This window comes from Pantoea sp. ARC270 (assembly GCF_003236725.1).
GTDB classification, from domain to species: Bacteria; Pseudomonadota; Gammaproteobacteria; order Enterobacterales; family Enterobacteriaceae; genus Pantoea; species Pantoea anthophila.
In genome coordinates, this window is sequence record NZ_PUGA01000002.1 from 15,771 (window position 1) to 35,524 (window position 19,754).

A 19,754-nucleotide genomic window follows, 5' to 3' on the forward strand; every position below is an offset into this window, starting at 1 on the left:
GATTGAGAACAGCGCTGTGCGATTATTCAGTCAGTTAAGTTGGTATTTTTTGCGGGAGTGGCGACGCTATCTGGGCGCGGTCATCCTGCTGATTGTTATTGCTGTTCTGCAGTTGCTGCCGCCGCATGTGGTGGGGATCATTGTTGACGGCGTGACAGGCGACACCATGAGTACCGGTCGCATCATGATGTGGATTGGGGTCATGTTGGCAACGGCGGTCGTGGTCTATCTGCTGCGCTATGTCTGGCGCGTGCTGCTGTTTGGCGCCTCCTACCAGCTGGCGGTCGAGCTGCGTGAAGATTTTTATCGTCAGCTGAGTCGTCAGCAACCGGCATTTTATCTGCGCCATCGCACGGGTGACCTGATTGCGCGCGCCACTAACGACGTGGATCGGGTGGTGTTTGCTGCCGGGGAAGGGGTGCTGACGCTGGTGGACTCGCTGGTTATGGGCTGTGGCGTGCTGCTGGTGATGAGCACCCAGATCAGCTGGCAGCTGACGCTGCTCTCGCTGGTGCCGATGCCGGTGATGGCGATCGTCATCCATCGTTACGGTAATCAACTGCACGATCGCTTTAAGCTGGCTCAGGCAGCCTTTTCCAGCCTTAACGACCAGACGCAGGAGAGCCTGACCAGCATCCGCATGATCAAAGCCTTTGGGCTTGAGCAGCATCAGTCACAGCAGTTTTCCGCTATCGCCCGCGACACCGGTGAGAAAAACCTGCGCGTAGCGCGGGTTGATGCCCGTTTCGATCCCACTATCTATATCGCCATCGGCTTTTCAAACCTGCTGGCGATTGGCGGCGGCAGCTGGCTGGTGTGGCATGATCAGATGACGCTGGGTCAGCTCACCAGCTTCGTGATGTATCTCGGCCTGATGATCTGGCCCATGCTGGCGCTGGCCTGGATGTTTAATATTGTCGAACGCGGCAGTGCCGCATGGAGCCGCATCGGCGCGCTGCTGGCGGAAGCACCGGCGGTGGAAGATGGTGACAAAACGCTGCCGCCTGACCCCGGAACGCTTCAGGTGGCGATTCGAGCTTTTCACTATCCGGCCAGCACGGCGCCGGTGTTAAGCGATGTCCGCTTTCAGCTGAAACCCGGTCAGATGCTGGGACTGTGCGGCCCGACCGGCAGCGGCAAAAGCACGCTGCTCAGCCTGATTCAGCGCCACTTTGACATTCAGCAGGGGGATATCCGCTACCACCAGATCCCGCTGCCGCAGCTGCGGCTCGACAGCTGGCGCAGCCGTCTGGCGGTGGTCAGCCAGACGCCGTTCCTCTTCTCTGACAGCGTGGCTAATAACATTGCGCTGGGGAAACCGGGCGCGACCCGGCAGGAGATCGAACAGGCCGCCAGGCTCGCCTGCGTGCATGACGATATCCTGCGTCTGCCACAGGGTTATGAAACGGAAGTCGGGGAGCGGGGTGTGATGCTCTCCGGGGGACAGAAGCAGCGCCTTTCCATTGCCCGGGCTCTGCTGCTGAATGCCGAAATCCTGATTCTGGATGACGCGCTTTCTGCGGTGGATGGCCGAACCGAACATGAAATTCTGCATAACCTGCGCATCTGGGGAGAGGGACGCACGCTGATTATCAGCGCGCACCGCTTATCGGCGCTGACGGAAGCCAGTGAAATTCTGGTGATGCAGCAGGGCAGCGTCGCCCAGCGCGGCGACCACGATACGCTGAGCGGAACGCCCGGCTGGTATCGGGATATGTTCCGTTATCAGCAGCTGGAAGCCGCACTGGATGATGATGAAAATGAGAAAGGAGTGCCGCATGGCTAAGTCTGCCCGCTTGTGGCCTACCCTGAAGCGCCTGCTGAGCTACGGTAAGCCCTGGCGTAAATCCCTGTCGCTGGCCGTCGGCCTGCTCTGGATCGCGGCCGCTGCTGAAGTGACCGGACCGGTGCTGGTCAGCTACTTTATCGACAATCTGGTGGCGAAACATCAGATGCCCTGGGGGCTGGTCGCCGGCCTGCTGGTCAGTTTCATTCTGCTTCAGCTACTGGCCGCCGCGCTCCACTACTGGCAGGCGCTGTTATTCAACCGGGCGGCGATCGGCGTGGTGCAGCGGTTACGCAGCGATGTGATGAATGCCGCGCTCTGTCAGCCGCTGAGCGCCTTCGATACCCAGCCGGTCGGTCAGATTATTTCACGCGTGACCAACGACACCGAAGTCATCCGCGATCTCTACGTCACGGTGGTCTCAACCGTGCTGCGCAGTGCCGCGCTGGTCGGGGCCATGATGGTGGCGATGTTCAGCCTTGACTGGCGCATGGCGCTGGTGGCGATGATGATCTTCCCGCTGGTGCTGATGGTGATGGTGATCTATCAGCGCTTCAGTACACCAATTGCCCGCCGGGTTCGCGGTTATCTGGCCGACATCAACAACGGCTTTAACGAAGTGATCAGCGGCATGAGCGTGATCCAGCAGTTTCGTCAGCAGGCCCGCTTCGGCGAGCGGATGGGCGAGGCCAGTCGCTCTCACTACCTGGCGCGGATGGAAACGCTGCGTCTCGACGGCTTTCTACTGCGCCCGTTGCTGAGCCTCTTTTCCGCGATGGTGCTGTGCGGGCTGCTGGTTCTGTTCAGCTTCTCCGTGCCTGGCGTATTTGAAGTCGGTGTGCTTTATGCCTTCATCACCTATCTGGGACGCCTGAATGAGCCGCTGATTGAGCTCACCACACAGCAGTCGATGTTGCAGCAGGCGGTGGTCTCCGGTGAGCGCATCTTCGAACTCATGGATGCCGCGCAGCAGCAGTATGGCGAAAGTCAGCAGCCGCTGGCTTCCGGCCGCATTTCGCTGAACAATCTGAGTTTCGCCTACCGTGAAAACCGCGATGTGCTCAGTGACATCAATCTTGAGGTGGCGCCGCGCGAATTTGTGGCGCTGGTCGGACATACCGGCAGCGGCAAAAGCACACTGGCAAATCTGCTAATGGGCTACTACCCGGTGACGCGCGGTGAAATCCGCATTGATGACCGGCCGATTGGGGATCTGAGCCATAGCGTGCTGCGACACGGGATCGCCATGGTGCAGCAGGACCCGGTGGTGCTGGCGGATACGCTGCTGGCCAATGTCCGGCTGGGCCGTGATATCAGCGAAGAGGCGGTCTGGACGGTGCTGGAACAGGTCCGGCTGGCGCCCCTGGCGCAGGCTCTGCCGGAGGGGATTCACACCCGGCTGGGTGAGCAGGGGAATAACCTGTCGGTCGGGCAGAAGCAGCTGCTGGCGCTGGCGCGGGTGCTGGTCGATCTGCCGCAGATACTGATTCTGGACGAAGCCACGGCTAATATTGACTCCGGCACGGAACAGGCGATTCAGCAGACGCTGGCCAGACTGCGTCAGCACAGCACGCTGGTGGTAATTGCTCACCGTCTCTCCACCATTATCGACGCCGACAAAATCCTGGTCCTCCATCGCGGCCGGGTGGTCGAGCAGGGCACGCACCAGCAACTGCTGGCGATGCAGGGCCGCTACTGGCAGATGTATCAGCTTCAGCAGGCCGGAGATGATCTCGCGTCGGGCGTGCCTGCCACCGCGGAAGCCTGACCTGCACCTTTTTTGCGCAGTTTTATCGGACTAATCTGTATAAATGCACTCCTTTGACGCCTGAAGCACCAAAGGAGTGCATCCCGATGCGCTGACCGGCTTTCTCCTTTTCCCCCTTTTCAGAGCCACTGCAGAGCCCCTCCTTGCTCCATCCCGCCTGACCCACTGATTATCACCGCTTTTGCTAACTGGCACAGCCTTTGCTTATCTCCCTGTGTGTCCGTAAACGTTACCTATTTACTCGCTGGAGGGGATCCAATGAAGCTGGTTACCGTCGTAATTAAGCCATTCAAGCTGGAGGATGTGCGTGAAGCTTTGTCCTCTATCGGCATTCAGGGACTGACCGTCTCCGAAGTGAAAGGGTTTGGCCGCCAGAAGGGGCACGCCGAGCTCTATCGGGGCGCAGAGTACAGCGTGAACTTCCTGCCGAAAGTCAAAATTGATATCGCTATTGCCGACGATCAGCTGGACGAAGTTGTGGATGTCATCAGTAAAGCGGCTTACACCGGAAAAATTGGCGACGGTAAAATTTTCGTGGCTGAACTGCAGCGCGTCATTCGTATTCGTACCGGCGAGACCGACGAAGCCGCTCTGTAATTACGACTCAGTATTGTGATGGGATGGAATAAAAATGAATAAAGTTCTGACTAAGCTGGGCCTGACCAGCCTGGCACTGTTACCATCGCTCGCGATGGCTGCGCCTGCCGTTGCGGACAAGGCTGACAACGCATTTATGATGATTTGCACCGCGCTGGTGCTGTTTATGTCAATTCCAGGGATTGCGCTGTTTTACGGCGGTCTGATTCGCGGTAAGAACGTGCTGTCGATGCTGACGCAGGTGGCCGTCACTTTCTCGCTGGTGTGCGTACTGTGGATGGTCTATGGCTATTCACTGGCGTTCAGCGAAGGTAACGCCTTCTTTGGCGGATTTGGCTGGGCCATGCTGAAGAATATCCAGCTGACCGCGGTAATGGGCAGTTTCTATCAGTATATCCACGTTGCATTCCAGGCCTCATTTGCCTGTATCACCGTGGGCCTGATTGTGGGTGCCATTGCAGAACGCATCCGTTTCTCAGCCGTACTGATCTTCGTCGGTGTCTGGCTGACGCTGGCTTACCTGCCTATCGCGCATATGGTATGGGCAGGCGGTTTCCTGGCGCAGGATGGCGCGCTGGACTTCGCCGGCGGTACCGTCGTGCATATCAACGCCGCGGTAGCGGGTCTGGTGGGCGCGTATCTGGTTGGCAAACGTGCCGGCTTTGGTAAAGAAGCTTTCAAACCTCATAATCTGCCGATGGTCTTCACCGGCACCGCGATCCTCTATGTAGGCTGGTTCGGCTTCAACGCCGGTTCTGCCTCAGCAGCAAACGAAATTGCCGCACTGGCGTTCCTGAACACCGTTGTGGCAACGGCGGGTGCCGTACTCTCATGGACCTTTGGCGAATGGGCGGTGCGCGGTAAGCCTTCTCTGCTGGGCGCCTGTTCAGGCTTTATCGCCGGACTGGTCGCGATTACCCCAGCCTGTGGTTATGTTGGCGTCGGTGGTGCACTGATTATCGGTCTGGTTGGCGGACTGGCGGGTCTGTGGGGTGTGACCTCTCTGAAGAAATGGCTGCGTGTGGACGACCCCTGCGATGTGTTCGGCGTGCACGGCGTCTGCGGGATTGTTGGCTGTATCCTGACGGGCGTGTTTGCCTCCTCTTCACTGGGCGGCGTCGGTTATGCGCAGGGTGTAACCATGGGCCATCAGGTCTGGGTTCAGCTCTTCAGCGTCGGCGTCACAATCGTCTGGTCTGGCGTGGTGGCCTTCATCGGCTTCAAACTGGCCGATCTGATTGTCGGTCTGCGCGTACCGGAAGAGCACGAACGCGAAGGTCTGGATGTTAACAGCCACGGCGAGAACGCTTACAACCAGTAATGCGTGAGAGTATAAGCAGTGAAAAAGGGGCGAGCTATCGCCCCTTTTTTTATTCGCTTCGCTGGCGCATCACCCCTTCCTGCACCGTAGAGGCGACCAGCGCCCCCTGCTGATTGTAGAACTCACCCCGTACGAACCCCCTGGCACCTGACGCTGAAGTACTTACCACGCTGTAGAGCAGCCACTCGCTGAAGTCGAACGGACGATGGAACCACATCGAGTGATCGATCGTGGCGACCTGCATATCCGCCTCTAAAAAGCCTTTGCCGTGTGGCTGCAGCGCAACCGGCAGGAAATTGAGATCCGACGCATAGCCGAGCAGATACTGATGGATGCGCAGATCGTCAGGCAGCGGACCGTTGGCGCGGATCCAGACCTGCCGCTCAGGCTTGTCCACATGCCCGCGCAGCGGATTGTGAATCTGCACCGGGCGGATCTCCAGCGGACGTTCCGCGATAAATATCTCCCGCAGTTTTTCCGGCAGCATGTGCGCCATCTTCTGCGCCATCGCCTGTTCCGTGACCAGATTTTCCGGTCCTGCCACCTGTGGCATCGCATTCTGATGCTCAAAGCCACTTTCCGGTGACTGGAATGAGGCGGTCATATAAAAAATGGGCTGACCATTCTGTATGGCACTGACCCGGCGGGCGCTGAAACTTTTGCCGTCACGCAGGGTTTCGACGTCGTAGATAATCGCTTTCTGGCTGTCGCCGGGCCGCAGAAAGTAGCTGTGAAAGGAGTGAATCGTCCGATCGGTCGCGACGGTTTGCTTTGCGGCATAGAGCGCCTGACCCACCACCTGACCGCCAAACACCTGGCGCAGGCCAAGATCTTCACTCTGGCCGCGATATAAACCTTCTTCCAGTTTTTCCAGATTTAATAAATTCAGCAGATTTTGCAGTGCCTGACTCATGGCGCGTTCCTCAATATAGTGACCTGCTCAGTGTGAAAGATCGGACCAGTTAACGTCAATCAGACTTTCCGCTTTGCCTGTGCCAGGCAAAATTTCATTTTTGTGCCAACATTAAGGACATACGGCGAGTGAAACGCTGTAAGCAGGATTCGCTGCCGACAATCATTTTGATCAAATGGAGACGACATCAATGAAACTGTGGCATGTGTTCAGTGGGGTAGTTATGGCGGTTGCTGTTGCGGGCTGTGCCGACAAGAGTAAACCTGTGCCAACACCAACGTTGGGTTCTGCGGTAGCCGGACAGACGGCGGCGATTGCGCAGCCTAACGTCAGCGGTTCAGTCTTTATTCGCCAGCGCATCGCGCTGCCGCCGGATGCGGTATTAACCGTGACGCTGTCAGATGCGTCTGTTGCCGACGCCCCGTCAAAAGTGCTGTCACAGCGCGTGGTGCGGACGGAAGGCAAACAGGCGCCGTTCCAGTTTGTGCTGCCGTTTAACCCGGCTGACATCCAGCCAAATGCACGCATTCTGTTAAGCGCCGCCATCGCGATCGACGGCAAGCTGGCCTTTGTCACTGACAGCGTAAAACCGGTCATCAATCAGGGCGGCACCAAAGCCGAACTGCTGCTGGTACCGGTGCCTTCAATGGCGATGCCAACCCAGCCAGGCGCAGCGACCACCGTGCCTTCGACATCACCGACTCAGGTCACGCCTTCTGCGGCGGTGCCTGCACCCACCCGTCTGTAATGTGCAAACGGGGCGGCAGAGCCGCCCCGTTTTTCAGCCATCGAATCGCCAGCGATACGTTTCAAGATCCAGCTCACCGGCATCACTCACCACAATCCCTTCTGCTTCCAGTGCATCCCGCTGTCGTATCAGCTGATCGCCCTGAAGCGAAATCATGCCGTGACGATTGACGACACGATGCCAGGGGAGGGTGGTTCCCTCGGGTAACCGGCTCAGCACACCGCCGACCTGACGTGCCGCACGCGGCGAACCGGCCAGTCGTGCCACATCGCCATAGGTCGTGACACACCCGGATGGAATCGCGGCAACAATTTGCCAGATGCGTTGCTGGAAAGTGTCAGGCTGATTCATGTGCTTATTTCGTCAGGAAAAAGAGGGTTAACTTTATCATGCAGAGGCGATGGTGAAAGCATCAACGCGGCGGTTGTTCAAGAAAACAACGGTTGTCCCGACGACGCTTGCAATTGCCAGCCCCTTCCCAGATAATGCCCCCGCTCTCGTAAAGAGGGCTTGTCAATGGGGGCCCTGTTGGTTCTCCCGCAATGCTAGCTTGTGAACTCGGTCAGATCCGGAAGGAAGCAGCCGTAGCAGGTGATGCGTGTGCCGGGATGTAGCTGGCAGGGCCCCCACCACTTTCCCCCCCCTGAACTTCTTCCCCAGTGTGACAGACAGGCAAAACCCGCCTGGGCCGATCCTTTGCCGGCAGGCAGGAATATCCGGTACTTAATGTGGGGACAATGCCGTCAGATGCAGGTGAGCAGATTAGCGGACAAACTTCCAGACCGAACCCGGTACTTTATCGTAGAGCTTATTCATCGTCAGCTCGGCCAGACGATGGTCAGCTGCCGAATAGAATACCGCTAATTCATCTTCCGGTAATTCATACTTATTCTTTTCGATCACCCGCTCCAGGGTATCCAGGGAGCGACAGCGACGCAGTCGCATCAAATAATCAGTTTTTGTCAGTGTTTTGTTCATAAATAAAGCGTTCTCACGTCTGTACTATAATGAATGGCTCGGTTGCTGGAGAAAAGCGCACTCTTCAGTGAACAGATTAAATAAGCGTTTTGCTGAACGTTGCCACCGCTGAAGATCAGGATTATTGATACCGTAGTTACTGAATAACATAAAAGTATCATCAAGATATTCATCGATTTGCGAAATCAGCGCTTCATCTTCAACGTGTTTAATTTTGTAATTCATGGTGAACGAAGCGATATGTTCAATCAGATCGTTCAGGTGCAGATTGCTTTCAGAAGTGGGATCATTTACCCAGCCATGATGGCTGTCAGTCAATGTTGCCATGCTGTCGTCAAACAGGCTCTCACACAGGTATTTCAGCTGGGCAATATCATGCCGTTTTGGTGAGTATTCGTCCATCTTTTTCCCCTCCATAGCTTGCACAGTTGCCGCAGGGCGGCGAGTTCGGATAAAGCGGCCAGGAAGCGATCTTTCAGGTGGTTATTAAACGGGATACGTTAAAGATAGTGTAAAACCATTAGTTCTGCTCATCTCAATTACTAAATATTACAATTCATCACCCGGAGAGGGTTGCTGGTTGTCTATCACATCAAACTCAAGCGCACCGGGCTTAATGTAAAAATTTACCCGCTCCGTTTGGGGCACCGTTTCATTCAGATCCTGACAGGGACTAAATAAATTCCACTGAAAATCGTAAAGTAATTTAAAACTATTCAGATCCAGGTATTCAACGGAAACTATTTTTAAACTGTCTGGTACTAACTGCGCATTCTGAGCGTACCAGCGTAAATCCCCTGTCAGCAAATCTGATATTTTGAGAATATTCCGCTGAACAACTTCAGCTATTTTTGCGCAGTCTGTTTCACCTATCGCAATATCACATTCAATCCGTGACAGCATATCTTGTCTACTCCTAACCGTTAATAAACCTATCATTGGTTTTACGCAACAGGTTTGCAAGCCAGTAAAGCACAAAACTGTCATTTTCTGAGTTTTGCCAGCAAAGCGGTGCGGCGGGTGTGGCTTAAACGCCCCCGGGGCCGCCGGACTCCCGATACCTTTTGAAACACATTCCGCTCTTGAACCGCAGGCTGCATCCGGTATTCTTATTGTTATGTTATAACATATTGGTGAACTGATGCGTCAGAGTGGATTACTTATGTCGCTGGGCGGACGGCTGGGCGTCGCCCTGCTGATCATCGCGCTGCTGGCTGTCGCGATATATTGGGGGATCAGCGCATGATCCGATTTTACGCACTGCGTGCAGGCTACCAGGGAGAGGGGGTCACCCCGGCGATCACGGGTCAGCTCGCAGCAGGCTCCATGACTGCGCTGGTCGGCGCAAACGGCAGCGGGAAATCGACCCTGCTGAAAACCATTGCGGGCTTACTGCCGCCGGTAAGCGGACGCTGCGAACTGCAGGTGGCACGCCGGGATATCGGCTGGCTGCCACAGCGCACCGAACTTGAGACCCGCTTTCCGCTGACGGTCTTCGAACTGGTTTCCATGGGTTGCTGGCCACGCTGCGGCTGGTTTGGCGGCATTAACCGGTCACTGCGGCGGGAAATCGGGCAGGCGCTGGAGGCGGTTCAGATGAGCGATTATGCGGATGCGCAACCGGCCACCCTCTCGGGCGGGCAGCTTCAGCGCGTCCTGTTTGCCCGGCTGATGCTGCAGCGCAGCGCGCTCTGGCTGCTGGATGAACCCTTTAACGGCATAGACAGCCAGACGGTTACCCTGCTGATGTCGATTCTGGAGCAGCAGCAGCAGGCAGGCACCTCTCTGCTGGTGGTGCTGCATGACCGCCCGCTGGTGGCGCGTTACTTCAGTAACGTCCTGTCGATGGATGAACATCATCTCAGCGATACCTTCCGGTCCGATGTCCTGGCACGGAGTCGAGCCTCGTGACCCTGATTCAGCCTTTTATCGAATTTGGCTTTATGCGGCGAGCGCTGGTGGCCTGCCTGGCGCTCGCCGTCAGTGCCACGCCACTCGGCGTGTTCCTCTCGCTGCGTCGCATGAGCCTGATTGGTGACGCCTTATCCCATGCGGTGCTGCCGGGTGCGGCCATTGGCTATCTGATCTCCGGCCTCTCACTGGTGGCCATGGGTATCGGCGGCCTGATTGCCGGGCTGGCGGTCGCGCTGCTCTCTGGCGCAGTCAGTCGCTACACGCCATTGAAAGAGGATGCCAGCTTTGCCGGGTTCTATCTTGGATCACTGGCGCTGGGCGTCACGCTGGTTTCACTGCGCGGCTCAAGCGTGGATCTGCTGCACGTTCTGTTTGGCTCGCTGCTGGCGGTCGATAACGCGGCGCTGTTGCTGGTCGGGGGTATCGCGGCCTTTACGCTGATCATGCTGGCGGTGATCTATCGCCCGCTGGTCATCGATGCCTTTGACGGTGACTTTCTGCGGGCGCAGGGGAAATGGAGCGCGCCGCTGGTGCATGGCCTGTTTTTAATGCTGGTGGTGCTGAACCTGGTCGCGGGCTTTCAGGTGCTGGGCACGCTGATGTCGGTGGGTTTAATGATGTTACCCGCTGCCAGCGCCCGTTTCTGGAGCCGTCATCTTGCGGCGATGCTGGCCATCGCCATCTTCATGGCAACCCTCTCTGCGCTGGCGGGCCTGATGCTCTCCTGGCACTTCTCGCTGCCGGCTGGCCCCGCCGTGGTGCTGAGCGCCGCCATGCTCTTCTTTCTCTCGATTCTGACAGGACCGTGCGGCGGAATTTTACGCCGCCATTAATCTCAAGGGGTATCTATGAAAAAATTACCGGTTAGTCTGGCGCTCGCTGCGCTGTTCGCCACGCCGCTGGCGATGGCAAAAACCGTAGACGTTGTCGCCAGCTTTACCGTGCTGGCAGACATCGTCAGCCAGGTGGGAGGCGATCATGTGAAGGTAAAAAGTCTGGTAGGGCCGGATGGCGATCCCCATACGTTTGAACCGACGCCGCAGGACAGCCAGGCGCTGGCAAAAGCGGATCTGGTCTTTGTCAGCGGGCTGGGACTGGAAGGGTGGATGGACCGCCTGGTCAGCGCTTCCGGTTATCACGGTCAGCCGGTAGTCGCCTCTGCGGGTGTCACCACGCGCAGCATGGAAGAGGAGGGCAAAACCATCACCGATCCGCACGCCTGGAACAGCATGCAGAACGGCGTGATCTATGCGACCAACGTGATGAATGCGCTGGTCAAAGCCGACCCCGAGGATGCTGCGGCGATCCGTCAGCGCGGACAGAATTACATTCAGCAGTTACAGGCGCTGGATAGCTGGGCAAAGACGGCGTTTGATAAAATTCCTGTGGAGAAGCGGAAGGTGCTGACCAGCCATGATGCCTTTGGCTACTTTAGCCAGCGCTATGGCGTGACGTTCCTGGCGCCCGTCGGGTTCTCTACCGAAGCTGAAGCGAGTGCCAGTAACGTCGGTGATCTGATCACTCAGCTGAAACAGCAGCACATCACCCGCTATTTCATTGAGAACCAGACCGATCCGCGTCTGGTTAAACAGATCGCCAGCGCTACGGGAGCGGAGCCGGGCGGTGAGCTCTATCCGGAAGCGTTGTCCCCGGCTTCTGGTCCGGCACCGACCTATCAGGCTGCCTTTAAGCACAACGTGAACGCCATGCTGAAGAGCATGCAGTAAGCATAAAAAAGGCCGGGCAAGCCCGGCCAGTCATCACGACACACACTAGCGTTTCTTCTTTCTTCCCTGTACGGCTTTAAAGCGCGGATTCGTTTTGCAGATGACGTAAATACGCCCCTTGCGACGGACCACCCTGCAATCCCGATGGCGATTTTTTGCGGAACGCAGCGAGCTTAATACCTGCATGACCCTCTCCTCTATTTACGACCCAGGAAGCGCCCGAAGCGCTGGTTAAAGCGCGCGGTGCTGCCCTCTTTAGCGAAATCTTTCTGTTTACCGGTGTAGAAAACGTGTGAAGCCGACGACACATCCAGCGTGACGTAGGGCAGCGTTTCACCTTCAAACTCTACGGTGCGGTCGGTTTTAATGGTTGAGCCGATCTTGTAGTAAACGTCAGCTGAGGTGTCATGGAAGACCACCGGGCGATAGTGAGGATGGATATTTGCTTTCATAATGCACACCTGTGTAATGTTATAATATAACAATATTATGCGCCGCCACGGAACGGAATGCAACGTCTGCTGATGGCAGAAAGGCGAGGGGGAGAGGAGGGCGAAACTGAAGGGTAAAAAAAAGGCCGCTTGCGCGGCCTTAGAGGTGTTACTGCTTAGTGGGTCTGGTTGTGCTCAACCGGCTCAGCGCTGCGCGGTTCCTCTTTGTGCTTACTGAAGCGGCGGCGAACCACAACGAAGAACACCGGAACAAAGAAGATAGCCAGCGCGGTCGCGGTAACCATGCCGCCGATAACGCCAGTACCCACGGCGTTCTGCGAACCGGAACCGGCACCGGTACTGATCGCCAGCGGCAGTACCCCGAGAATAAACGCCAGTGACGTCATCAGGATCGGACGCAGACGCATACGACAGGCTTCCAGCGACGATTCCACCAGGCCTTTGCCCTCTTTATCCATCAAATCTTTAGCAAATTCGACGATAAGGATGGCGTTCTTCGCCGAGAGGCCAATGGTTGTCAGTAACCCCACCACAAAGTAGACGTCGTTACTCAGGCCACGCAGGGTGGTGAAGATCAGCGCACCGATAACCCCCAGCGGAACCACCAGCATAACCGCGAACGGAATCGACCAGCTCTCATACAGGGCGGCGAGACACAGGAAGACCACAATCAGCGAGATGGCATAGAGCGCAGGCGCCTGGTTGCCCGACAGACGTTCCTGGTAAGACATGCCCGTCCAGTCATAGCCGATACCCGCAGGCAGTTTCTCCGCCAGCTGCTCCATCAGATCCATGGCGGCACCGGAGCTCTTACCTGGCGCAGCCTGACCCAGGATTTCCATCGCAGGCAGACCGTTGTAACGCTCAAGACGCGGTGAACCATACTGCCACTTCGCCGTCGAGAAGGCGGAGAAAGGCACCATCGTTCCGTTGCTGTTGCGCACATACCATTTGCCGATATCATCCGGCAGCATACGGGAGTCCGCTTTACCCATGACGTAAACTTTCTTCACGCGACCACGGTCGATGAAGTCATTGACGTAGGAGCCGCCCCAGGAGGCCGCCAGCGTGGTGTTGATATCGCTTAACGATACGCCCAGCGCCTGTGCTTTCTCCTGATCGATGATCAGCTTGTACTGCGGCGTATCTTCCAGACCGTTAGGACGCACACCCACCAGGGTGTCAGGATGCTGGGCAATCATGCCGAACAGCTGATTACGCGCTTCGGTCAGTTTCTCGTGGCCCAGGTTGGCCTGGTCAATCAGCTCAAAGTCGAAGCCGGTGGCGTTACCCAGTTCGATAATGGCTGGCAGGTTGAAGGGGATGACCATCGCATCTTTGATGGCACCCAGCGCCTTCATCGCACGCCCGGCAATCGCCGGTACCTTCATGTCGCTGCCGGTTCGCTCATCCCACGGCTTGAGGCTGACGAAAGCAATACCGGTGTTCTGTCCGCGACCGGCAAAGCCGAAGCCGTTAACGGTAAACACCGATTTAACCGTGTCTTTCTCCTGCGTCAGGAAGTAGTCGGTGACCTGATCCAGCACTTTCTGGGTGCGTTCCTGCGTAGCACCCGCAGGCAGCTGCGCCTGAGCCAGCAGTAACCCCTGGTCCTCTTCCGGTAAGAATGAAGAGGGCAGACGCATGAACAGATACGCCATGCCGACCACGATGACCAGGTAGATCACCATATAACGGCCGGTGCTGCGAATGATGTGGCCAACGCTGTCGACATAGTGATTGGTACTTTTGTCGAACATCCGGTTAAACCAGCCGAAGAAGCCGGTCGTTTTACCGTGACCGTCTTTTTTCACCGGCTTCAGTATGGTGGCGCAGAGTGCCGGGGTCAGAATCAGGGCAACCAGCACCGACAGCGCCATGGCTGACACAATGGTGATCGAGAACTGGCGGTAAATCACACCGGTCGAACCACCAAAGAACGCCATCGGGATAAATACCGCGGCCAGCACCAGCGCGATACCGACCAGCGCCCCCTGAATCTGCTCCATAGAACGCCTGGTCGCCTCTTTTGGCGGCAAGCCCTCTTCCTGCATCACGCGCTCAACGTTCTCTACCACCACGATGGCGTCATCCACCAGCAGGCCGATAGCCAGCACCATCCCGAACAGTGTCAGGGTGTTTATCGAGTAGCCAAAAATGCTGATGATGGCGAAGGTGCCGAGCAACACCACCGGCACGGCGATAGTCGGAATCAGCGTCGCGCGGAAGTTCTGCAGAAACAGGTACATGACCAGGAACACCAGCACGATGGCTTCAGCCAGCGTTTTCACCACTTCGAAAATCGAGATCTTAACGAATGGGGTGGTGTCATACGGATAAACCACTTTCATTCCGGCCGGGAAGGTGGACTGCATCTTCGCCAGTTCCGCTTTCACCGCATTCGCGGTATCCAGGGCGTTGGCGCCGGTTGCCAGTTTGATACCGATACCGGACGCGGGCCGGCCATTATAACGGGCAATGATCTCGTAGTTTTCTGCACCGAGCTCGATTTTTGCTACGTCACGCAGGCGAACCTGTGAACCATCCTCATTCACTTTCAGCAGGATTTTGCCGAACTCCTCGGTCGAGGTCAGGCGGGTCTGCGCAATGATAGAGGCGTTAAGCTGCTGTCCCGGCACCGGCGGTGTCCCGCCTAACTGACCGGCGGCAACCTGGGCGTTCTGCGTGTTCAGCGCGCTGATCACGTCAACCGGCGTCAGGTTGTAGTTATTGAGCTTGTGCGGGTCCATCCAGATACGCATCGCATACTGCGCACCAAACACCTGGGTATCACCGACACCTTTGGTGCGGCTCAGCGGATCTTTAATGGTCGAGGAAATATAATCAGAAATATCATTCTGAGTCATATTGTCATCGTCGCTGATGAAGCCGGCAACCATCAGGAAGCTGCTGGAGGATTTTTTAACCTGAATCCCCTGTTGCTGAACTTCCTGCGGCAGCAGTGGCATCGCCAGCTGCAGTTTGTTCTGCACCTGAACCTGCGCGATGTCTGCATCCGTGCCTGACTCAAAGGAGATGGTCAGGGTCAGGGTACCGGATGAGTCACTGCTCGAGGACATATACATCAGTCCATCGATACCGTTCATATTTTGCTCAATGACCTGGGTCACCGTGTCCTGCAGCGTTTTCGCATCCGCACCAGGGTAAGAGGCCTGAATCTCAATCGCCGGCGGCGCAACATTGGGATATTGCTCGATCGGGAGTTTGAGAATCGACAGCGCACCGGCCAGCATGATGATGATGGCGAGCACCCACGCAAAGATGGGGCGATCGATAAAGAACTTAGCCATGAATCAACGGCTCCTGTTATGACGATGACTTGTCAGACTGCGGCTTAGAATCGGGTGCCGCTTTCGCATCGTCTGAGACTTCTTGTGGGGTAACCTGTGCGCCCGGCTTGGCTCGCTGCAGACCTGTGCTGATCACACGTTCACCCGCTTTAACGCCGTCGGTGACTAACCATTTGTCGCCAATCGCCTGTGAGGTTGTGACCTGACGCGATTCAACTTTGTTGTCTGCGCCGACCACCATGACCGTCGCCTGGCCTGTTGGCGTGCGGGTGACCGCCTGCTGTGGAACCAGCAACGCATTCGGATTGGTCCCTTCCTCCAGACGCGCGCGCACAAACATGCCCGGTAACAGGGTATGGTCCGGGTTCGGGACAATGGCACGCAGGGTGATGGAGCCGGTGGTCTCATCGACGGTGACGTCAGAAAACTCCAGTGTTCCCTTCTGCGCAAAAGTGTTGCCGTTCTGCATCAGCAGGGTCACGCTGGCTTTACCATCGGTCTGCTTCAGCTGACCTGACTCCAGCTCTGAACGTAAGCGCATGAAATCTTCGCTCGACTGGGTCACATCGACATACATCGGGTCAAGCTGTTGCACGGTCGCCAGCGCGGTGGTCTGGGCGCTTTGTACCAGCGCACCCTCGGTGACTGACGATTTGCCGATGCGGCCACTGATAGGGGAGGTGACTTTGGTGTAGGCCAGATTAATACGGGCCGTTTCCACGTTGGCTTTTGCCACCTGGACCGCTGCGTCATTCTGCGCAGCCGTGGCAACCGCCGTGTCGTAATCCTGCTGACTGATATATTTCGTGCCGAGCAGTGGCTTGTAACGCTTAACGGTCAGCTGAGCAATACGGGCGTTGGCCTGTGCCTGGGTTAAATCGCCTTTCGCGCTGTCATAAGCAGCCATATAGGTGGCCGGGTCGATCTGATAGAGAGACTGACCGGCTTTGATATCACTGCCTTCAATAAAGTTACGCTTGAGAATGATACCGGAAACCTGCGGACGCACTTCAGCCACGCGATAGGCTGAGGTACGGCCTGGAAGTTCAGTCGAAATTTTCAGGGGTTCAGTTTTCAGGGTCACGACACCCACTTCTGGCGGTTGCTGGGCGGCTTGTTCGGATTTATTGTTGTCACATCCTGTTAACAAAAAGCTGCCTGATAGCATCAGGACGGCCGCCAGAGGCGATAATCCTCTGATTTTATTCATAAATAAACCTCTAGTGTCCGATATCAATTGGTCAATGGATCACAAACTGAAAAACCCATTGCTGTGTCAAGTCGCAGGTCGTGCTATGGTACATACATTCACAAATGTATGTAAACTTACCCGTTTGTAAAAAAAGCCCCCTATGGCACGAAAAACCAAAGCGCAAGCACTTGAAACGCGGCATCAAATTCTTGATGCCGCCCTTGTTCTGTTTTCGCAGCAGGGCGTCTCAGCCACGTCTCTGGCCGATATTGCAACCGCTGCCAGTGTGACGCGCGGGGCAATCTACTGGCACTTCAAAAATAAAGCCGATCTCTTACATGAAATATGGCTTCGTTGTGATGCCGGTCTGGATGATGTGGAACTTGAGTATCAGACAAAATACCCTGGTGATCCACTCTCTGTGTTGCGTGCAATGCTGGTCTATATCTTTGAAGCGACAGCAAAGGATCCTCAGCGCCGCGCCTTGATGGAGATCATTTTCCACAAATGCGAATTTGTTGGCGAAATGTCGGCGATGAAGAGTATGCAGCAGAGCCTGTTGCTGGAGTGCTACGACAAAATCGAAGATGTCCTGCGTCAGTGTATTGAAGCGGAACAGCTTCCGGGCACGCTCAGCACGCGGCAGGCCGCCATTATTCTGCGTGGGTATGTCAACGGCATGATGGAAAGCTGGCTGTTCGCGCCAGAGAGCTTTGATTTAGCCGCCGACGCGCCGACGCTGGTAAATGCCTTCATCGATATGCTGTGCCTCAGCCCGACGCTGACCGCCCGCCATTAATCGGGCTGACGGTCGCGTTTGTTCTCGAAGTCGCGCTGCACCATGGCCAGCGCTGAGAGCACCGTCTCCACCGGCAGTTGATGCTCTTCCAGCAGCTGAATCAGATCGACGGCCAGTTTGACGTCGTCAGGAGCATTTTCCAGTGACATCGCTTCTCCTATATACGTAATCGGGCCACGACCAGCAACATCAGCAGCGCACCTGCAATGGCCATCCCCAGCGCGCCGATGTGCACCGTGGCCAGTGAACCCAGTTCAAAGTATGTCGCAATATAGCCGCCAATCAGGGCGCCGATCATCGACAGTGTCAGGGTGGCCACCAGCCCGCCAGGGCGTCCCGGCAGCAGCAGACGTTTCAGCAACCCCAGCAGCAGCCCACATAACAGCCAGGTGAATAAGCCCATTGTTCTTCTCCGCGCAGAATCACACCCAGTATAGAAGCGCTTTTGTCGCGCTGCGTTTTATTCGCTGCCGCGCAGTGAGGCCGCCCACTCCACCGAGCGAATCGCCTGACGGCAGCGAGCCAGCCGACCCTCTAACGTTTCCAGCTCCTGCTTCAGCTGCTGCTGAATCATCAGGGTTTCCGCCAGGGCCAGACGCTGCTCACGCTGATCGATCATCGCCAGCAGACGCCGCTCAAATTCACGGTACTCCTGATATTTTGTCGGAGCGGGTCCCTGCACCGGCTGTTCACGTCGCAGACGCAACTGCTGGGTACTCACCTCACGTTGCAGAGCCGCAATCTGATCGACCAGGCGTTCCGCCAGCCAGCGGCTGCGAACCAGATCCTGGCTGCTGTCGCACAGCCGGGCGAAATTCAGCTCCACTTCCTGCAGATAGTCTGCCAGCCGGGTGCCTTTGGTGTGGAACAGCTGACTGTCAAAACGTGGCAGGCGGCAGACGCCGTCCGGGTGACGTGCCAGGGTCTCACGCAGGGTGAGAATAAGCTGCTGCAATCGCTGCTGTATGGCGATCGCCCTCATCGCGGCACGCTCAACTGTGCTAACGTAAGCAGATGAAGAAAGAGCTGGGCGGCATTTATGCAACGCATTCTGTTATTAACCCTCGGCTGGCTGGCCATTGTGCTGGGAACGCTGGGCATTGTATTACCTTTATTACCTACCACGCCATTCATGCTGCTGGCAGCCTGGTGTTTCGCCCGCTCCTCGCCGCGCTTTCATCACTGGCTGCTGTGGAAATCGCCTTTTGGCCGCTATCTGCGCCACTGGCAGCAGCATCGCGCCATGCCGCCGGGTGCCAAAGTGCGTGCCATCTGTCTGATCGTGGCGACCTTTAGCCTCTCCCTGTTTCTGGTGCACCAGGTCTGGGTTCGCGTCATGCTGCTGATCATGCTGGCCGCACTGCTGCTGTTTATGTGGCGGATTCCGGTGGTGGCAGAAACAGCGGACGCACCGCCCCCACCCGGATAAAGTTGCAATTAGCCGGTCATTTGCTTAGATTTGGGCGTCTTCGTGCGTGGCTTCCCTTTGTGAATTAACTTCCGCTGAGCCTTTTACCAGGTATTAGCGCTTTTGAAGCTGCGCGAAACAGAATTTTTTACCAGGCGTATCATCATGACCGACACTGCGCAGCAGCTTGAATTCATTAAAAACAGCATCAAAAGCATCCCCGATTATCCTAAGCCAGGCATCCTGTTCCGCGATGTCACCAGCCTGCTGGAAGATCCCAAAGCCTATGCCGCGTCGATTGCGCTGCTGGTTGAGCGTTACCGTAATAAAGGCATCACCAAAGTGGTCGGCACGGAAGCGCGCGGTTTCCTGTTTGGCGCACCGGTGGCGCTGGGCCTCGGCGTCGGTTTTGTGCCGGTGCGTAAGCCGGGCAAACTGCCTCGTGAAACCTACAGCGAAGCCTATGAGCTGGAGTACGGCACCGATCAGCTGGAACTGCACAAAGATGCCATTCAGCCTGGCGACGTGGTGCTGGTGGTCGATGACCTGCTGGCAACCGGCGGCACGATCGAAGCGACAGTGAAACTGATTCGTCGTGCAGGCGGTGAAGTGAAAGACGCGGCGTTCATCATCAATCTGTTCGACCTGACCGGTGAATCGCGTCTGACTGCCCTGGGCGTTGAGAGCTACAGCCTGGTTAAATTCCCCGGCCACTAAGCCACTCTTCCGGCCTTGCTCCCGCGCGAGGCCGTCACGCCCCTGGCGTCAAGATAACGAGTGCCAGGCAAAAGCGTAGCTGATAGACTACTGCAATCTTATACAGGGGTTGCAGAGCGTCTG

The 19,754-nt window shown here is 56.6% G+C and carries 23 protein-coding genes and 1 other RNA gene; 12 read left to right on the forward strand and 12 right to left on the reverse strand.

The annotated features are described in order from the left end of the window. The first annotated feature begins 16 nt into the window (after positions 1–16). The 4 genes from CKF42_RS01560 to amtB all read left to right on the forward strand — a co-directional run bounded on the left by CKF42_RS01560 (position 17) and on the right by amtB (position 5,472). Positions 17–1,786, forward strand: a complete 1,770-nt coding sequence (locus CKF42_RS01560) for a SmdA family multidrug ABC transporter permease/ATP-binding protein (protein WP_046102021.1) — start codon at positions 17–19, stop codon at positions 1,784–1,786. Beyond that, positions 1,779–3,554, forward strand: a complete 1,776-nt coding sequence (locus CKF42_RS01565; RefSeq protein WP_111207330.1) for a SmdB family multidrug efflux ABC transporter permease/ATP-binding protein — start codon at positions 1,779–1,781, stop codon at positions 3,552–3,554. Before CKF42_RS01560 ends, CKF42_RS01565 begins: the two co-directional genes overlap by 8 nt. Before the next feature lie 258 nt (positions 3,555–3,812). Further along, entirely contained in the window at positions 3,813–4,151 is a 339-nt protein-coding gene (glnK, locus tag CKF42_RS01570; RefSeq protein ID WP_003850469.1) for a P-II family nitrogen regulator, read from the forward strand. A gap of 34 nt (positions 4,152–4,185) precedes the next feature. Beyond that, a complete protein-coding gene (gene amtB, locus CKF42_RS01575; RefSeq protein ID WP_009091680.1) occupies positions 4,186–5,472 on the forward strand; it encodes an ammonium transporter AmtB in 1,287 nt (428 codons plus the stop codon). Between the two features lie 49 nt (positions 5,473–5,521). Here the strand turns inward: amtB and tesB are convergent, their stop codons facing one another. Beyond that, on the reverse strand, positions 5,522–6,385 hold the full coding sequence (gene tesB / locus CKF42_RS01580; RefSeq protein WP_111207331.1) for an acyl-CoA thioesterase II: 864 nt from the start codon (positions 6,383–6,385) through the stop codon (positions 5,522–5,524). Positions 6,386–6,575: 190 nt separating this feature from the next. Between tesB and CKF42_RS01585 the strand changes: the two genes are divergently transcribed. Next, positions 6,576–7,133 (forward strand): YbaY family lipoprotein, encoded by a 558-nt coding sequence (locus tag CKF42_RS01585; protein ID WP_058956361.1) that lies wholly within the window; start codon positions 6,576–6,578, stop codon positions 7,131–7,133. A gap of 33 nt (positions 7,134–7,166) precedes the next feature. On the opposite strand, the gene CKF42_RS01590 is transcribed toward CKF42_RS01585, so the two are convergent. Next, positions 7,167–7,484 carry an MGMT family protein gene (locus CKF42_RS01590; RefSeq protein WP_111207332.1) on the reverse strand — a complete coding sequence of 106 codons (318 nt, stop codon included), beginning with the start codon at positions 7,482–7,484 and terminating at the stop codon, positions 7,167–7,169. Between the two features lie 175 nt (positions 7,485–7,659). Here CKF42_RS01590 and ffs point away from each other — a divergent pair. After that, an RNA gene (gene ffs / locus CKF42_RS01595) (signal recognition particle sRNA small type) lies at positions 7,660–7,756 on the forward strand. A gap of 139 nt (positions 7,757–7,895) precedes the next feature. Here the strand turns inward: ffs and CKF42_RS01600 are convergent. From CKF42_RS01600 to CKF42_RS01610, 3 genes are all read right to left on the reverse strand, one after another. After that, entirely contained in the window at positions 7,896–8,111 is a 216-nt protein-coding gene (locus CKF42_RS01600) for an HHA domain-containing protein (RefSeq protein WP_003850458.1), read from the reverse strand. A gap of 24 nt (positions 8,112–8,135) precedes the next feature. Continuing rightward, positions 8,136–8,513, reverse strand: coding sequence for an Hha toxicity modulator TomB (gene tomB / locus CKF42_RS01605; protein WP_046101364.1), 378 nt, complete (start codon positions 8,511–8,513; stop codon positions 8,136–8,138). Positions 8,514–8,660: 147 nt separating this feature from the next. Continuing rightward, the gene (locus tag CKF42_RS01610) at positions 8,661–9,014 is read right to left on the reverse strand and encodes a hypothetical protein (RefSeq protein WP_111207333.1); all 354 of its coding nucleotides are present in this window, start codon (positions 9,012–9,014) and stop codon (positions 8,661–8,663) included. Positions 9,015–9,353: 339 nt separating this feature from the next. On the opposite strand from CKF42_RS01610, the gene CKF42_RS01615 reads away from it, so the two are divergent. Genes CKF42_RS01615 through CKF42_RS01625 form a run of 3 tightly spaced genes read left to right on the forward strand, consistent with a single transcriptional unit; the run spans position 9,354 to position 11,752 of the window. Then, a complete protein-coding gene (locus CKF42_RS01615; protein ID WP_111207334.1) occupies positions 9,354–10,022 on the forward strand; it encodes a metal ABC transporter ATP-binding protein in 669 nt (222 codons plus the stop codon). Then, positions 10,019–10,858, forward strand: a complete 840-nt coding sequence (locus CKF42_RS01620) for a metal ABC transporter permease (RefSeq protein WP_009091667.1) — start codon at positions 10,019–10,021, stop codon at positions 10,856–10,858. Before CKF42_RS01615 ends, CKF42_RS01620 begins: the two co-directional genes overlap by 4 nt. A gap of 15 nt (positions 10,859–10,873) precedes the next feature. Beyond that, a complete protein-coding gene (locus tag CKF42_RS01625) occupies positions 10,874–11,752 on the forward strand; it encodes a metal ABC transporter substrate-binding protein (protein ID WP_111207335.1) in 879 nt (292 codons plus the stop codon). A 45-nt stretch (positions 11,753–11,797) separates the two neighbouring features. On the opposite strand, the gene ykgO is transcribed toward CKF42_RS01625, so the two are convergent. The 4 genes from ykgO to CKF42_RS01645 form a co-directional block, all read right to left on the reverse strand. Next, positions 11,798–11,938, reverse strand: coding sequence for a type B 50S ribosomal protein L36 (gene ykgO / locus CKF42_RS01630; RefSeq protein WP_009091664.1), 141 nt, complete (start codon positions 11,936–11,938; stop codon positions 11,798–11,800). Between the two features lie 11 nt (positions 11,939–11,949). Beyond that, positions 11,950–12,204, reverse strand: coding sequence for a type B 50S ribosomal protein L31 (locus CKF42_RS01635; RefSeq protein ID WP_009091662.1), 255 nt, complete (start codon positions 12,202–12,204; stop codon positions 11,950–11,952). Positions 12,205–12,359: 155 nt separating this feature from the next. Continuing rightward, a complete protein-coding gene (locus CKF42_RS01640; protein WP_058956359.1) occupies positions 12,360–15,515 on the reverse strand; it encodes a multidrug efflux RND transporter permease subunit AcrB in 3,156 nt (1,051 codons plus the stop codon). A 16-nt stretch (positions 15,516–15,531) separates the two neighbouring features. After that, a complete protein-coding gene (locus tag CKF42_RS01645; RefSeq protein WP_111207336.1) occupies positions 15,532–16,725 on the reverse strand; it encodes an efflux RND transporter periplasmic adaptor subunit in 1,194 nt (397 codons plus the stop codon). 142 nt (positions 16,726–16,867) lie between these two features. Here CKF42_RS01645 and acrR point away from each other — a divergent pair, with 142 nt between their 5' ends. Then, positions 16,868–17,506 (forward strand): multidrug efflux transporter transcriptional repressor AcrR, encoded by a 639-nt coding sequence (acrR, locus tag CKF42_RS01650; RefSeq protein WP_009091658.1) that lies wholly within the window; start codon positions 16,868–16,870, stop codon positions 17,504–17,506. Here acrR and rsmS read toward each other — a convergent pair. The 3 genes from rsmS to priC are packed head-to-tail and all read right to left on the reverse strand — an operon-like array spanning position 17,503 to position 18,488. Then, the gene (gene rsmS, locus CKF42_RS01655) at positions 17,503–17,655 is read right to left on the reverse strand and encodes a pleiotropic regulatory protein RsmS (protein ID WP_009091656.1); all 153 of its coding nucleotides are present in this window, start codon (positions 17,653–17,655) and stop codon (positions 17,503–17,505) included. The genes acrR and rsmS overlap by 4 nt on opposite strands. 8 nt (positions 17,656–17,663) lie before the next feature. After that, a complete protein-coding gene (locus CKF42_RS01660; protein WP_046101367.1) occupies positions 17,664–17,909 on the reverse strand; it encodes a GlsB/YeaQ/YmgE family stress response membrane protein in 246 nt (81 codons plus the stop codon). Positions 17,910–17,966: 57 nt separating this feature from the next. Beyond that, on the reverse strand, positions 17,967–18,488 hold the full coding sequence (priC, locus tag CKF42_RS01665; RefSeq protein WP_111207337.1) for a primosomal replication protein PriC: 522 nt from the start codon (positions 18,486–18,488) through the stop codon (positions 17,967–17,969). Between the two features lie 57 nt (positions 18,489–18,545). Between priC and CKF42_RS01670 the strand changes: the two genes are divergently transcribed. After that, positions 18,546–18,935 carry a DUF454 family protein gene (locus tag CKF42_RS01670; RefSeq protein WP_009091649.1) on the forward strand — a complete coding sequence of 130 codons (390 nt, stop codon included), beginning with the start codon at positions 18,546–18,548 and terminating at the stop codon, positions 18,933–18,935. A 144-nt stretch (positions 18,936–19,079) separates the two neighbouring features. Next, positions 19,080–19,631: an adenine phosphoribosyltransferase gene (gene apt / locus CKF42_RS01675; RefSeq protein ID WP_009091646.1), complete on the forward strand. Its 552-nt coding sequence runs from the start codon at positions 19,080–19,082 to the stop codon at positions 19,629–19,631. Positions 19,632–19,754 lie beyond the last annotated feature (123 nt).